Origin of the sequence: Roseburia sp. MSJ-14, assembly GCF_018918225.1 — a bacterium.
GTDB lineage: Bacteria > Bacillota > Clostridia > Lachnospirales > Lachnospiraceae > Petralouisia.
Genome location: NZ_JAHLQD010000008.1, coordinates 632,526 through 647,833, shown reverse-complemented (window position 1 = coordinate 647,833; position 15,308 = coordinate 632,526). Strand labels below are relative to the sequence as shown.

Sequence of the window (15,308 nt, the reverse complement as noted above, 5' to 3'; positions counted from 1 at the left end):
AATACATTAAATGCTTTTGGCAAAAAAGTCAAGGATTTTTCGTGTTTCTCAAGTTATCGCATTAAGCATTCTAAAAGTTTATCGTTCATTTCCGGATTCATGAAACAGAAACGGATGTATTTATTGTCCAGAAACGGGAAAGTAGAACAGTCACGAATCATCATTTTTTCACGAATTGCACGGTCAAATAAAAGTTCGGAAGTAAGAGTATCGTCCATAAGACGTACTAACATAAAATTGCCACTGGGCTTGTATACCTTAAATCTGGAATCCTTAGAAAAAGCATCATACATTCTGGCACGTTCGGAAGAAATCAGCTGACGTGTTTTTTGAATATAATCGGTGTCTTTGAACATGATTTCTCCGGCAATTACAGCAAGTGAGTTAATGGTCCATGGATTTTTTCGTGTATTGATTGCCTTGATTAAATCCCGGTTACCGGTGATGGCATAGCCAAGGCGCAGTCCCGGTGCTGCAAAAAACTTAGAAGTTCCTCGCAGGATTACAATATTATTATAAAAAGCAGTCAACGGAATGGAATCAATTTCATCATAATTATCTGCAAATTCCACATAGGTTTCATCCACCATGACAAAAATGTCGTATTGCTTACAGATGTCTAAAATCGTACGCATATCCTTTTGGGTAATGGCAGTAGAAGTTGGGTTATTTGGATTACAGATAACCAATAAGTCAATGTTTTCATTTAACTGAGAAGTAAAGTGTGTAACATCCAGACAAAAGCCCTGTTCTTCCTTCAATGGGTAGTAGAGACAAGTGCCGCCTCCCAGAGAAATTTCGCGTTCATACTCAGAATAGGTAGGACCAAGTATCAAAGCCTTTTTCGGGTGTTCAATCTGAATGAAGAGAGAAATCAGTTCAGTGGAACCATTTCCCATAATAATGTTTTCGTAATCAGTATTGACGTAATCTGCAATACACTTTCGAAGAGAAGTATACTCTCGGTCAGGATATGTGGTAATAGCATCAATATGATTAGCAAGCGTTGTTTTTAAAAGAGGGGAAACTCCAAGTGGGTTTACGTTTGCACTGAAACTTGTAATTTCTTCCTTTTTAATACCATAGATTTGTTCTATTTTTTCCAGGTCGCTGCCATGGAAATGATCTTTATGTTGTAACATGTTTATGCCTCCAAACTTTTCATTTACACCTTCGTGGAAATCGTTTATACTTAATTATAACGAATAATGACAAAAAAGCAACTAAAAGCAGGTGACGATTTGCGAAAGAAAATACAGGAATTGGCAGCAGGAAAATGTGATAAAAAGTGTCCTATTGTGGAATTTTCAGAAGAAGAATTAAAAGTAACCGTATTAGAGGAACAGACGTTACATGGAAAGTTTACCATAACAAGTGTGAATGAAGTGCCGATGCGTGGCATTATCTATTCTTCCAATCCACGAATGGAATGTCTGGAATCCCAGTTTCAGGGAACACAAGTAACCATAGAATATGAATTTCACAGTGAAGGCATGGTAGAAGGAGATTCTTCCAAGGGTAACTTTTATGTTATCTGTAATGAAGGAGAATATGACCTTCCTTTTTTGGTATCTGTTTCTAAGGGATATCCCCAAAGTTCCATGGGAATGATTGATAGTATTTTTAGTTTTGCCAATCTTGCCCAGAAGTCTTATGAAGAGGCAGTAGAGGTATTTGGAAAGCCGGAATTTATCAATATTTTTAAAGACAGAGAACAAGAAGAGCGATTGGGATATTTAGGCTTGTTAAAGAAGCCGTGTACCATGGCGCAGGTAGAAGAATTTCTTATTTTAACGAAAAAGAAAAAACGAATTACTTTTTCCATCGAAGAAAGTCAGACACAGATAGATGGAATTGGACAAAATGAGAAACAGCATATCATCCTGAAAAAGGATAACTGGGGCTATGCCACAATTGAAGTAAAGAGCGATGCAGCGTGTGTTGAACCGGTGAAAAAAGTGATTACTACCGAGGATTTTATAGGAAACAGAGCAGTTGCGGAGTATGTAATTTTAGAGGACAAGTTACATGCAGGGAACAACTATGTAAGGCTCACCTTTGAAAATCAGTTTCAACAAGAGAGCGTAGAACTTTGTATTATAAAAGACAAAAAGCAGGAAGAAAAGGAAAAAACTTATTTAGAAATTCAAAAACACAGAGAATCCCTACTAAAATGTTATGTGGCATTTCGCCTGAATCAAATGGTAACAGGGGTATGGGCAAAAAGAACCTGTGAAGAATTAGATTTTTTGATGAATATTGAACCGGAGAATAAGTGGTGTGCTTTATATAAGGCGCAGGCACTTTTAATCAATCGGCAAAAGCAGGAAGCGCAGTGGTTATTGGATGCCTTTCGGAGAGAAAATAAGGAAAAAGATACGCCATTATATGCATATTATTTGTATTTATGTACCTTAGCAGACCCGGAGCCGGCGTATGTGAATCAATTAACAAGCCAAATAGAAGAAATCTATCATTGCAATCAGGAAAATGCTCTATTGTTGTGGATTTTACTATACATAGATGAAGAGTTAAATTATAGTAGCAATCGTAAATTAGAGACCGTTGCAAGACAGATAGAGAGAGGATGCAATAGTCCGATTCTCTATGTTGAGGCATATTATCTGTTAAGTCAGGAGCCATATCTGATTCATAAGGGCGATAAGCTGGAGCGAAAGATTTTAGGATGGGCTGCTAAGAAAAACATTTTGACTGCAAAAATGGCAGAACAGGTGAAACAGTTAATTCCACAGTTGAATTCCTTTCACTTAGGATGGTATCGGATTATGGAAGCATGTTATGAGAAGTTTCCCTCTAATGAATTATTGCAGGAAATTTGTAGTTACTGTATACGAGCAGGACGTTACGGAAAACAGTTTTTCACATGGTATGATGCAGGGGTTCGTGAAGAGTTGCGAATCGGTGGGCTTTATGAGGCATGGATGTTGTCGGCAGAGCCGGAACAGTTGCAGAAAATTCCAAAGTTAGTAACCATGTATTTTCAGTATCACAGTAACTTGGCATATCAGCAGAGAGCTATGCTATATAGTGCAATCATAAGTAATAAGCAAAGCATGAAGCAGGTATACCAAGGATATCAAAAGGCTATTGAGGAATTTGCTTTAGAACAGGTAAGAGCCGGAAGGATAGATAAAAATCTGGTAGTGATTTATAAGGAAGTGCTGACACCGGCAATGATTAATAAAGAATCGGCACAGTGGCTTTCAAATGTAATTTTCTCCAAACAGATTATTTGCAAGGAGGAAAAAGCAGTGCGGGTGATTGTCAGACAGTATCAATTACAACAGGAGCAGGCAGTTCCAGTGATAAATCACAGTGCGTATGTAAATATTTACGGAACAGAGTATAGTATTCTGTTAGAGGATGCAAAGGGAAATCGTTTCTTGCCAAAAGAAGATATCATAATAAAGCCGTTTATGAATATTGCTCCGTTTCTCAGAAAAGGAATGGAATATGCCAATGATAAATTGAGCTATATGTTAAGTTATTTTGACCGGAAAAAGATATGGCAGACCTATGAAGAGGAGGACTTACCATATTTAAAGAAATTAATGGAGTCCGAAAAAATCAGCAAGGAATATGAAGAGGAAATTCGACTTCAGTTGATTGCATATTATTATGACAATTATCGGGGAGATACCTTAGACGAGTTTTTGCTGAATTTGTCCTTTGAACGTTTAGAACGCAATATCAGAGGAAAACTTATGGAACTTTTGGTAGCAAGAGGACATTACCATAAGGCATATGAACTGGTGTTGGCATATGGAAGTGAAAACCTTTCCGCGGCGAAGTTGTTGTCTGTAATCTGTAATCGAATACGGGAAATAGAGGAGGAGCCGGATGACTTCTTAATTGGAATGTGTAGAAGTGTATTTTTGCGAGGAAAGTACAATGATTTAGTATTACATTACATGTGCCAGTATTTTTGCGGAAATTTAAAAGAAATGACCGGACTTTGGCAGGTGGCAAAAGATTTTGAAATGGAATGCCATGACTTGGAAGAACGTTGTGTAGTACAGTTTTTGTATACCGGAAGTTATGCAAGATGTATGGAAGATATTTTTGAAAGTTATGAGAAGAATGGTGGAAGAAAATTAATTGTGCTTGCTTACCTTTCTCAAATGGCACATAAGTATCTGACAACGGATATGGAAGTTTCGGATTATGTATTTGAAAAAATCTTAGAGTTACTGGAAGAAGGAGACGAATTAAACGAACCGTGTCGTCTTGGATTTTTAAAATGGTGTGCTAAGATTGGAACATTGACAGAAAAACAAAAGAAACAGGCAGAAGTGATTCTGCAATGGGCAATTGGAGAGAAGAAGTATTTTCCTTTTTATACAAAGCTGCCGGCAGAATTTGCGGAAAAGTATATGTATTATGATAAAACATTCCTGGAGTATCGAACCGTACCGGATACCAGAGTGGTAATCAGCTTTGGGAAATGGGAAAGTGAGGAGTTTCAGGAATGCGAAATGACAAGGATGTACAGTGGCATATTTGTTAAACCGTTTGTGCTGTTTTTTGGGGAGGAAATTCCTTATTATATTAAAGAAGAGAAAAAAGGCGAAATGGTAGTAACGGAAAGTGGTCATATACGAGGTGGCGAACAGTGTCCTGCCACGGAAGAAAATCGATATCAGTTATTGAATGATATGATTACCAGTTGGCATATGAAGGATGAAAAGACACTGAAAAAACTTTTAGAGCAGTATGGAGAAATGAATCAGTTAGTACAGGAGAAGTTTATAGTAATATAAAGGTGGTGATAAGGGATGCAACCGTTAAAAGAGGAATGGTATATCGGAATTGAAATAGGACGGAAATGGACGATGGTCAGTTACTATACCGAAGGGATGAAAGAACCGGAGACGAAAGGACTGGTGAATGGAAGCCAGAGTTATCGAATCAGTACAGGACTTGGGAAAAAAGAGGGGATGAACCAGTGGTATCTGACAGAACAACCTAAGCAGCTTGTAGTGGAAGATTTATTGAATAAGGCAGTAAAGGGAGAAATCGTAGAAGTAGAGGAAAGTTATTATGCCCGAGAATTATTTAGCGTGTTTTTGCGAAAAGTAATTCGAATGGTATTACCAACAAAAGGATTGGCAGGAGTTACAAAGTGTGTGTTAAGCCTAGAACAGCTTTCAAAAGAAGTGGTAGACTTGCTGACAAAATGGGCGGTAGAAGTGGGCATGAAGCCAGAACAATTTCTGATTCAGGATAATAAGGAGAGCTTTTATGCCTATACGGTTAATCAGCAACCGGAGTTATGGATGTATGAGGCAGCCCTGTTTTCCTGTGAAAAAAATGAAGTTAGTTATTACAATATGAACCATGACCGAAAAACGAAACCACAGGTATCCAAGGTAACAAAGCAATACATTGGGGAATTACCGGAGGAAAGGGAAGAACGAGATTTGGAATTTGCCAAAGTATTGGAAAAGACATTAAATGGAAGACTGATTTCTTCGGTATACCTTATAGGAGACGGTTTTGAAGGGGACTGGATGAAGACTTCATTGCAGGTGGTATGTCGAGGGCACAGAGCCTTTCAAGGGAAAAATCTTTATACCAAGGGAGCATGTTATTCCGGTATGTTAGACGAACATGCCCAGGATATGGAAACGGTATATTTTTGCGAGTATAAGACAAAGAAGAATATATTTTTAAAGGCATCTCATCAGGAACGAGAATATATGTATCCGCTGGTGGAGGCAGGAAAGAACAGACATCAGGTGCAGCAGGATTGTACCATTTTATTGGAAGGAGAACCTTCTTTGGATATATGGGTACAGCCTTTAGGGAAAAAAGAGGCTGTTATTGAAAGTCTGGAGCTTTCCGGATGGAAACCAATGGAGGAAAAAAGAAGTCGTTTAAAGCTTCAGGTAGTAGGAACTTTAGACGAAGGCATGAAACTTCAGATAAAAGATATTGGCTTAGGAGAACTTTTACCGGGAAGTAATCAGGAATGGGAATACGAAATAGGGTAAGGAGAAGACCATGAGTAAAGTATGGATATGTCAGAATAAAACAGCAGGTATTCCTTTGTATCTCACACAGCAGCAGATAAATGTATATTCTTTAGAGGAATTGTGTTATTATTTATATCAAAATGCCGAGGTAATAGAAGAAACATTTTTTGATGAAAAGTTATTGCTTTGGTTAGAAAAGGAACTGGGGCTTGTAAACTTGTGTGAGAAATTGCGAACAGGGTTAGCACAAGGTAAAGATGGATTTTGGTGTATGTTAGTTCTTCTTTGGGAAAGCGGATATTATACCAAAGAAGAACTGAAAAAAGTAGAAACCATTATTACACAAATTATACAGGCAAAGCCGGAAGAACGTAAGAAATTACAGGCAGACCGGATGCTTCAAGAGGGAAGATATAAGGGAGCAATGTGGGAATACTTACAACTGTTAAATCTGAGTACAGATAAAATGTTTGAAAGTAAACTATGGCATAATATGGGAACAGCTTATGCAAAACAGTTTTTATTTCAGCGTGCGGCACAATGTTACAAGAAAGCGTATGAATTAGGGGATAATGAGGAAAGTCGTCAACAGTATTTGCTGGCAACTGCTTACGCGGAAGGACAGAAACTGGAAGAAAACCGTGTGCCATTTCGAGAGGAACAGTTGCGGCAGGTGAGGGAGCAGGAAGATATTTGGCGTTATGAAAAAGAAGTATATCAAAGATTAGAACAGCTAGTAGAAGAATATATGAGAAGCGAGTGAGAAAATGGGATTATTTAAGAGAAAGAGAAAAAAGTATATTGCAGAAGCAATGGTGGAAAATGGGGAATTTGTCCAAACAGAGAAGAAGGAGTCACGTCATGTGGCAATGGAATACTGCGAGCAGATTATGGAGGCAGCAAAAGACTTAGAAGAGACAAAGCGAGAATATCGAGTTGTGACCGATTATCTGACGGATATACAGATGATAGAAGAACTTCCGGAACCGGATATGAAAAAGATACAGGAGTCTGCACAACAGGTACAAAATTTAAGTGAAACAAAAGATATTTATCGAGCAAAAGAAAAGACGATTTCGGATGCACAATTTGTACAGATGGATCAGTTGCAGGATGAAATACCCGATGCCATTGGAAGATTAAAGGCGAATGAGGCTTATCAGGCAGCTATAAAGCGGGATATGCAATATTTGGAAGGAGAAAAAAATGAATGGCATATTCATCAGGAAAGCCGTTCAAAAGAGTATCAGATATTGCAGCGTGTATTGTATGGAATGGTGGCATTATTTGTCGTAGCAGTAATTGCCATTGTAGTACTTTCAAAGGTAATTCGATTGGATGTGCAAATGTGGCTTTTCGGTGCAGTGTTAGTAACAGGCGGTGTATGTGGCGGAGTGCTTTTGCGCATGCAGAATGATGAAAGAGAGGTAAAAAAATCTCAAGCAAGTATCAATCGGGCAATTACGTTGTTAAATGGTGTAAAATTAAAATACGTTAATATTACCAATGCAGTGGATTATGCCTGTGAGAAATATCATGTGCACAATGCAAATGAATTAAATTATATTTGGGAACAGTATTTAGAAGCGGTAAAAGAACGTGAAAAGTTCCAGCGTACTAATGAAGATTTAGAGTATTTTAGTAGCAGATTGATACGAGATTTGCATGCATATCATTTGTATGATGCAAAAATATGGGTACACCAGACAAAAGCATTGCTAGATAAAAAGGAAATGGTAGAAGTAAAACATGAGCTTTTGATAAGAAGACAGAAACTGCGTGATAGAATTGATATGCAGATTGATAATATTCAGGGAGCAAAAAGTGAGATAGAAAAACTCATAAAAGATTATAGTCAACATGAGGGAGAAATTCGAGAGATACTGAATTCTCTTGATAAGATATGTGGAGTGTCTTAATTAGAAATTACATATAACAATAAAAGGAAAAGACTCTGGTAGAAAAGAAAAACATATATTTCTTTTTTACCGGAGTTTTTTAATGCAATAGGAAATTGTGTCAATATAAAGTTGAAAGTTCTCAAATTCTTTAAAATATCATCACATAGCCATCACTTAAGAATTTTACAATTACTTTACAATTGGAAAAGGAGTTGGGAATATGATACAAAAGGTATTTAACCGGTATGAGAAAAAGTATATGCTTACCCGGCAACAATATGAAGTTATCAGGCAAAGAATGGAACCGTGTATGGAAGAAGACCAGTACGGACTACATACCATTCGAAATATCTATTATGACACAGAGGATGACGAATTAATACGCACGTCATTGGAAAAACCAAAGTACAAAGAAAAATTTCGAGTACGATGCTATGGTGAACCAAATGCAGAGAGTGATTATTTTTTGGAAATCAAAAAGAAGTATAAAGGCATTGTAAATAAGCGAAGAATTGTGATGAAACCACAGGAAGCAAAGGCGTATTTAGAGAATGGAGAAAAGCCCAGGGAGCAATCACAGATTTTTCGGGAAGTGGATTATGTGTGGAATCATTATCAACTTATGCCTAAGGTATACTTAGCCTATGACAGGATTGCATTGTTTGGAAAGGAAGATGCAGAATTTCGTGTGACCTTTGATCAGAATATCCGAAGTCGGGATTTTGCATTGACCTTAGAAAAAGATACGGAAACTACAAAGCTATTAAAGGATGGCTATTATCTTATGGAAGTAAAAATATCCAATGCAATGCCTTTGTGGTTTGTGAAAATTTTAACGGAGCTTGAAATTCACAGTACTTCATTTTCAAAGTATGGAAATGTATATCGTAGAAATTTAGAGAAAAACGGAGGAAGAAAAGTATGTTAGATGCAATATGGATGGCATTTGTGTATGCCGTAGCAGCAGGTGTGTTAGGAGTAATTATTTCTCTTACCTATATGAAAACAGGAAAGGTATCTAAAAATTTTGCAAGGACATTGATTATTTTGCCTGTTTTGGTATCGGTTGTAATTACTATGGTAAATGGAAATTTAGGAACTTCAGTGGCGATTGTGGGAGCATTTAGCCTGATTCGTTTCCGTTCCTTGCAGGGAAGTTCCAGAGATATTGCATTTATCTTCTTTGCAATGACCGCAGGACTTACCTGTAGTATGGGATATTTGCTTTTTGCAGCAGCCGTTACGGTATTTGTATGTGTGATTTTAGTGGTTCTTCAATTATCACATTATGGAGAAAAACGTACTGAGGAAAAGGACTTACGGATTACCATTCCGGAAAATTTAGATTACACCAATATTTTTGAAGAGATTTTTGAACAGTACACCAAGGGACATAAATTATTGCAGGTAAAAACCACAAATATGGGAAGCCTTTATGAACTTCGCTATCGTACCACATTGAAAGAAGCGGCAAAAGAAAAGGAGTTTTTAGATGCATTGCGGTGCAGAAATGGAAATCTTACGGTGATTCTCGGAAGAACAGACATGGAAGAGGAGGAATTATAATGAAAAAAGAATACATAAAAAAATTAGGAATTATTTTTCTTAGTGTAACATTGGTTTTGGGTGTGGCAGGATGTAACAGTAGTACGAAGGAGTCAGAATCTGACACACAGACCGAAGAATCAGGAGAAAAACAGGGGATGCAGCAGGGACCGGGAATGGAACAACAGCTAACTCAGGAAGAATTAGAAGCCTATGAAGAGGCAGATGACATTGAAATAGAAGCACTGGAGTTAAAAACAGATTGGAATGAGCAGGCAAAGATTATCCTGGGGGATACTGTTTCCATAGACGGAACCGGAGCAGAAGTGTCTGATGATAATACGGTAACTATTACTGAAGGCGGTTCCTATGTGATTTCAGGAGAATTATCCGATGGAATGATTGAGGTGGATACAGAGGAAGAAGTGAAGCTGATATTGCAAGGAGTGAGCATTACCAACGAGGATGGACCTGCAATTTATGTAAAAGAGGCAAAGTCTTGTTATATAGAAACAGCAGAGGGAACCGAGAACATACTTAGTGATGGAGAAAGTTATGCTGAAACCGAAGATAAGCAAAAAGCTACCATTTTTTCTAATGACAGATTGGTATTATTAGGAGAAGGTAGTCTTACCGTAAATGGAAACTATAAGCATGGAATTTGTAGTGATGATGAGGTATATGTAGTAAGTGGAACGTATACGATTACCGCTGTCAAAGATGGAATTTATACCAATAACTGGATTAGCGTGGAAGGCGGTAAAGTTCAGATTACAGCTACGGATGACGGAATGCAAAGTAAAGGTCCTGTTGCACTTAATGGAGGTACAATAACCATTGTAGCAGAGGATAAGGGTGTTACAGCATATGGGGACCTGATAGTAAATGACGGAACGATTCAGATTAGTAAATGTGAAGAAGGATTAGAAAGTAAAAATGATCTTACTATTAATGGCGGCACTACAGAGATTACAGGAAATGATGATGGACTAAATGCGAGAACTTCCATAACTATTAATGGAGGAATTCTATATGTGGAAATGACCGCAGGGGATGCGATAGATTCCAATGGAAGCATGACGATTACAGGCGGTTTGATTTTAGCTTTTGGTGCACAGATGCCAGAGGGTGGTGCAGACTGTGATATGAATGAGATAAAGATTACAGGCGGAACATTGATTGCTACCGGAGGAACCAATAGTGCACCTTCTGAATCGGAAAGCAGTCAAATCTCCGTGTTACTGGGAAGTGCATCCAAAGGTGATATGATAGGAATCTTAGATAGCGATGGTAATACGGTATTTGCATTTGAGGCACCGGGTAATTATAGTAATATGTTATTATCCACAGCTACTATTACATCTGGTCAGGATTATACAGTTTATACCGAAGGAACCATTACCGGTGATAGTTATCATGGATATTATGAAAATGGTTCTTATACCGGAGGAACAGAATCGATTTCCTTTACTACCGATGGTATGGTAATAAGTGCCGGAGGAACTTCTAATGATATGGGAGGTTTCGATGGCGGTGGAAAGATGCCGGAAGACGGAGAAAAACCGCAGATGCCGGAGAACGGAGAAATGCCACAAAAGCAGGAACAGGGAGAAACAACAGAAAGTGATAATACAGCAGACAATTAAAAAGTATTAAAGAATACTAAGAAAAACAAGGAGTCTTATGAAAGGGCTCCTTGTTTTTTGAAAAATATAGTTCTTATCTACAATCGAATGCCGGATTGGCAGCATAGAAGTTTTTAGAATCCAATTGATCCTGTACAATGCGCAGTCCTTCTCCGAAACGTTGGAAATGTACAATTTCCCGGGCGCGTAAGAAACGAATCGGATCAGCAACTTCAGGGTCTTTTACCAGACGAAGAATGTTATCGTAGGTGCTGCGGGCTTTTTGTTCCGCCGCAAGGTCTTCAAATAAGTCTGTAATTGGATCACCTTTAGACTGGAATTCACATGCATTGAAAGGAATACCACCGGCAGCTTGTGGCCACAGGGCAAGTGTGTGATCTACATAGTATTTATCGAAACCGGAAGCTTTGATTTCTTCCGGAGTCAGGTCCTTAGTTAGCTGATAGACGATAGTAGACACCATCTCGAGGTGTGCTAGCTCTTCCGTCCCGATATCAGTCAGCAACCCAGACACTTCTTTATAAGGCATAGTGTAACGTTGGGATAAATAGCGCATAGAAGCTGCCAGTTCTCCATCAGGTCCACCAAACTGACTGATGATAACCTGAGCAATCTGGGGATTGGTTTGAGTGATGTTTACCGGGTATTGTAAACGTTTTTCGTAATTCCACATTAGCAGAAACCTCCTTCCCATGGCATAGGCTGAGTAGACCAGAGCCATTTATCTTCCAGCATTGCAGAGTCAATGGTTAAAGGTCCGTAAAGCTGCTCATATTCTGCAAGAGCTTTGGTGCGCATTTGGCGAAAATGATTAAAATAGGCAATGGCATTTTGATCTGTTGGATGAGTATCCAGATACAATGTAATGTCATTTACGGCAAAGCTGACCATATTAATCCACTGAAATAATTTAATTTGTTCCATTTGATTTCCTCTCATCTCGGACAGCCTCCTCTCCCGTAAAACGGTTTGTTCAATTCAGGGAAAATTGTGCCGTATTGAAGTGCCTTATCCGGTTCATAAGTTTCTTCAAAATATTGCCATGGAACATATGCCATAGCCACTGGCAACTTAGAAAGCGGGTCGTTTTTCATATGCTCACAAGGACGCTGCATGGGGCGTGATTGCATGGAATGTCCGGGCATGGAACGAGACTGCATGGAACGAGATTGCGTTGAATGTCCGGGCATGGAACGAGACTGCATAGGCATAGAGCGAGAAGGAGCAGTATTGCAGCCACATTCTTTGGAGGGTGTATGATTGCAATTTTCCATAAGAAAAATCCTTTCAAAAGTTAAATTTATTATAGAATATGAAAAAAAGAAAAATGTGTTATCGGTACATAAATACTATTGATATTGATTCTCGTCTATCATATAATATTTGAGAAGTAGAAAGCAGGAGCATGGCGGAAGTGTAAAAACATGTGTATATTATTGAAAACATAGTTCAAAGCCCTTGTAAATGAGGATATACTATGTTAAATTATTAACGAAAACAGTGTAATAATATTAATTTTTTATGATAAATATGTTTTATATTTAGGAGGTTACAGATGAGAGGAATTGATACGCCAGTAAACCAGTTAAGAAGACAGGTTTTTGTAGAAGTAGCAAAGGTTGCGTATGAGTCTGATAATGTAAACAATGATATCGAAGCAATCCCTTATAAAATCACACCGGGAGATGAACCGCGTTTTCGTGAAAGCATTTATCGTGAACGTGCGGTTGCATCTGAACGAGTACGTTTGGCAATGGGAATGTGCTTAAGACCGCAGGATAAGCCGGTACATATCACAGATGGAGTGGAAGAAAGTAACATTTCAGAAAAGTATTATGAGCCACCTCTAATGCAGGTAATTCCATCCGCATGCAATTTCTGTGAGGATAATAAATACGAAGTTAGCAATATGTGCCAGGGATGTATTGCTCATCCATGTATGGAAGTCTGTCCGAGAGGAGCAATTTCTCAGGAAAACGGTCACGCAATTATCAATCAGAGTAAATGTATTAAATGTGGTAAATGTAAGGCAGCTTGTCCATATGATGCAATTTCCAAGAAAGAGCGTCCATGTTCTAAGGCATGTGGTGTAAAAGCAATTGGAACCGATGATCAGGGAAGAGCTAAGATTGATAGTAATAAATGTGTTTCTTGTGGTCAGTGTATGGTAAGTTGTCCATTTGGTGCAATTGCAGATAAATCTCAGATATTTCAGTTGATTCGTTGCATGAAAGAAGGCGGAGAGGTTATTGCAGAAGTAGCGCCGGCATATGTAGGACAGTTCGGTCCAGAAGCCACTCCAGCCCGCGTTAAGGCAGCATTAAAACAACTGGGATTTTCAGAAGTTCATGAGGTTGCATTAGGTGCAGATATTGGAGCAGTTGCAGAGGCACACCATTTTGCAAATCATGTGGCAACAGGAGAACTTCCATTCTTATTGACTTCTTGTTGTCCGGCTTGGTCTATGCTTGCAAAGACACAGTTTCCGGATATGATTGAGAGTGTATCATCAGAACTAACACCGATGGTTGCAACAGCAAGAAGTATTAAGAAAAAGCATCCAAACGCACATGTTGTATTTATCGGACCATGTGCAGCTAAGAAGTTAGAAGCAATGAGAACCAGTGTTAGAAGTGATGTAGATTTTGTTATTACATTTGAAGAGTTAAGTGCTATGTTTGAGGCAAAAAATATTGATCCTCAGACTATCGAAGCACAGGATGCTATGCACGATGCAACAGGAGCAGGTCGTGGTTACGCAGTAGCAGGCGGTGTCGCAAGGGCAGTTACCGAGTGTGTAAAAGAGTACTATCCGGATGTAGAAGTTAAGATTGAGCATGTGGAAGGACTTGCAGAGTGTAAGAAAACATTGATGCTTGCTAAGGCAGGTAAGATGAATGGATGTCTGATTGAAGGAATGGGATGTCCGGGTGGATGTGTTGCCGGAGCAGGTACCAATATTCCTGTAAATAAAGCAAAACAGGAAGTTGACAAGGCAGTAAAGGCATCAAGTAAATCTTTACCACCAAAAGAATTAAGAGAAATTGAGTTAGACTAAGTGAATAAATGATAAAAATAGGAGCTATTATTCTAAGTTTGGAGTAATAGTTCCTATTTTTTATGCAATAGGAAAATGTGTCCTATTGCATAAAAACGCTCCGCTAAGGAAGTACGCCTCGCGGAGATAAAATTAGTTATTAGGAAAGGGGGCGTAAACCACACAGGGAAAAACGTTGACAGATATGTCGGCATCTGATATATTGAATATATCGGCAAACGATATATTGCGAGGTGATAGAATGGAAAAGCATATTGTATTAACAGAAAGTATGTATTATATTTTGCTTTCTGTTTTAAATCCCAATCATGGATATGGAATCATTCAAAAAACGTTGGAGATGACGGAAGAAAGAGTTGAAATCGGAGCAGGAACACTTTATGGAGCTATTAATACATTGTTAGATAAGGGATGGATAGAGCTTTATAGCGAGGATAAGTCATCCAGAAAGAAGAAACAGTATGTAATTACCTCGGAAGGTAGAAGGATATTGGAACAGGAAATATCACGCTTAGAAGAGTTGCTTCGAAATGGAAAAAGGGAAATGCAGCAACAGGAAGGCGGAAGTCATGCAAAAGATTAGATTTTATTTTGATAAAGATAAGGAAGAAAAATGGCTAAATGACATGTGCCAAAGTGGCTGGGCTATGACGAAGTTTTTCATGGGTATATATACATTTAAACCATGTCAGCCGGGAGAATATGTGTATCGCATTGATATGCCGGCAGAGATTGGAAAGGGACGACTAAAAGAGAAAAGAAAGCAATATATTGAGCTTGTAGAAGAGACTGGTGCAGAACATGTCTGTGATTGGTTCTGGTGGTCAATTTTTCGCAAAGAAGCTTCCAAGGGAGCCTTTGAGTTGTATACTGATTGTGAATCACAGCTTGCACTGTATAAAAGAATTCGAAAATTATTTGTATGGGTAGGTTGTTTTGAAGTTTTTCTTACGGCGAACAATACACTGCTCTTTATAAAAGATGCAGGTGATAAGGTAGATGTTGCATTATTGTGTATTATGTATCTGATAGTTATGGTATTTATTGTGGGAATTGTAAAGACCACATGGAAAATAAAAAAGATAAAGCAACAAATTATATCTTGACAAAAAGATATAATTGTATTATTGTATTAAATAAATAGTACAAGAGAACGGGAAGA

At 38.3% G+C, this 15,308-nt stretch carries 14 protein-coding genes; 10 read left to right on the top strand and 4 right to left on the bottom strand.

What is annotated here, in order from left to right:
• Positions 1 to 53 precede the first annotated feature (53 nt).
• Entirely contained in the window at positions 54 to 1,142 is a 1,089-nt protein-coding gene (locus tag KQI83_RS05545) for a pyridoxal phosphate-dependent aminotransferase (protein ID WP_216555300.1), read from the bottom strand.
• A gap of 99 nt (positions 1,143 to 1,241) precedes the next feature.
• Between KQI83_RS05545 and KQI83_RS05540 the strand changes: the two genes are divergently transcribed.
• From KQI83_RS05540 to KQI83_RS05510, 7 genes are all read left to right on the top strand, one after another.
• Positions 1,242 to 4,781, top strand: a complete 3,540-nt coding sequence (locus KQI83_RS05540) for a DUF5717 family protein (RefSeq protein ID WP_216555296.1) — start codon at positions 1,242 to 1,244, stop codon at positions 4,779 to 4,781.
• Between the two features lie 15 nt (positions 4,782 to 4,796).
• Positions 4,797 to 6,014, top strand: coding sequence for a DUF5716 family protein (locus KQI83_RS05535; RefSeq protein WP_216555293.1), 1,218 nt, complete (start codon positions 4,797 to 4,799; stop codon positions 6,012 to 6,014).
• Positions 6,015 to 6,024: 10 nt separating this feature from the next.
• Positions 6,025 to 6,759: a hypothetical protein gene (locus KQI83_RS05530; RefSeq protein ID WP_216555292.1), complete on the top strand. Its 735-nt coding sequence runs from the start codon at positions 6,025 to 6,027 to the stop codon at positions 6,757 to 6,759.
• A 4-nt stretch (positions 6,760 to 6,763) separates the two neighbouring features.
• Entirely contained in the window at positions 6,764 to 7,915 is a 1,152-nt protein-coding gene (locus KQI83_RS05525; protein ID WP_216555290.1) for a hypothetical protein, read from the top strand.
• A 202-nt stretch (positions 7,916 to 8,117) separates the two neighbouring features.
• Positions 8,118 to 8,825 carry a polyphosphate polymerase domain-containing protein gene (locus tag KQI83_RS05520; RefSeq protein ID WP_216555289.1) on the top strand — a complete coding sequence of 236 codons (708 nt, stop codon included), beginning with the start codon at positions 8,118 to 8,120 and terminating at the stop codon, positions 8,823 to 8,825.
• A complete protein-coding gene (locus tag KQI83_RS05515) occupies positions 8,819 to 9,463 on the top strand; it encodes a DUF4956 domain-containing protein (RefSeq protein WP_216555288.1) in 645 nt (214 codons plus the stop codon). The genes KQI83_RS05520 and KQI83_RS05515 overlap by 7 nt, the downstream gene beginning before the upstream one ends.
• Positions 9,463 to 11,088, top strand: a complete 1,626-nt coding sequence (locus KQI83_RS05510; protein ID WP_216555287.1) for a carbohydrate-binding domain-containing protein — start codon at positions 9,463 to 9,465, stop codon at positions 11,086 to 11,088. Before KQI83_RS05515 ends, KQI83_RS05510 begins: the two co-directional genes overlap by 1 nt.
• Positions 11,089 to 11,161: 73 nt before the next feature.
• Here KQI83_RS05510 and KQI83_RS05505 read toward each other — a convergent pair whose 3' ends face one another.
• Genes KQI83_RS05505 through KQI83_RS16685 form a run of 3 tightly spaced genes read right to left on the bottom strand, consistent with a single transcriptional unit; the run spans position 11,162 to position 12,362 of the window.
• The gene (locus KQI83_RS05505) at positions 11,162 to 11,761 is read right to left on the bottom strand and encodes a manganese catalase family protein (RefSeq protein WP_216555286.1); all 600 of its coding nucleotides are present in this window, start codon (positions 11,759 to 11,761) and stop codon (positions 11,162 to 11,164) included.
• Positions 11,761 to 12,027, bottom strand: a complete 267-nt coding sequence (locus KQI83_RS05500) for a spore coat protein CotJB (RefSeq protein WP_216555285.1) — start codon at positions 12,025 to 12,027, stop codon at positions 11,761 to 11,763. The genes KQI83_RS05505 and KQI83_RS05500 overlap by 1 nt, the downstream gene beginning before the upstream one ends.
• A complete protein-coding gene (locus tag KQI83_RS16685) occupies positions 12,024 to 12,362 on the bottom strand; it encodes a spore coat associated protein CotJA (protein ID WP_253295496.1) in 339 nt (112 codons plus the stop codon). The genes KQI83_RS05500 and KQI83_RS16685 overlap by 4 nt, the downstream gene beginning before the upstream one ends.
• A gap of 281 nt (positions 12,363 to 12,643) precedes the next feature.
• Between KQI83_RS16685 and KQI83_RS05490 the strand changes: the two genes are divergently transcribed.
• The 3 genes from KQI83_RS05490 (at position 12,644) to KQI83_RS05480 (ending at position 15,252) form a co-directional block, all read left to right on the top strand.
• Complete coding sequence (locus KQI83_RS05490; RefSeq protein ID WP_216555283.1) at positions 12,644 to 14,146, top strand: 4Fe-4S dicluster domain-containing protein; 1,503 nt, start codon at positions 12,644 to 12,646, stop codon at positions 14,144 to 14,146.
• 241 nt (positions 14,147 to 14,387) lie between these two features.
• A complete protein-coding gene (locus KQI83_RS05485) occupies positions 14,388 to 14,729 on the top strand; it encodes a PadR family transcriptional regulator (RefSeq protein WP_216555281.1) in 342 nt (113 codons plus the stop codon).
• The gene (locus KQI83_RS05480) at positions 14,716 to 15,252 is read left to right on the top strand and encodes a DUF2812 domain-containing protein (RefSeq protein ID WP_216555279.1); all 537 of its coding nucleotides are present in this window, start codon (positions 14,716 to 14,718) and stop codon (positions 15,250 to 15,252) included. The genes KQI83_RS05485 and KQI83_RS05480 overlap by 14 nt, the downstream gene beginning before the upstream one ends.
• The last annotated feature ends 56 nt before the right edge of the window (positions 15,253 to 15,308 follow it).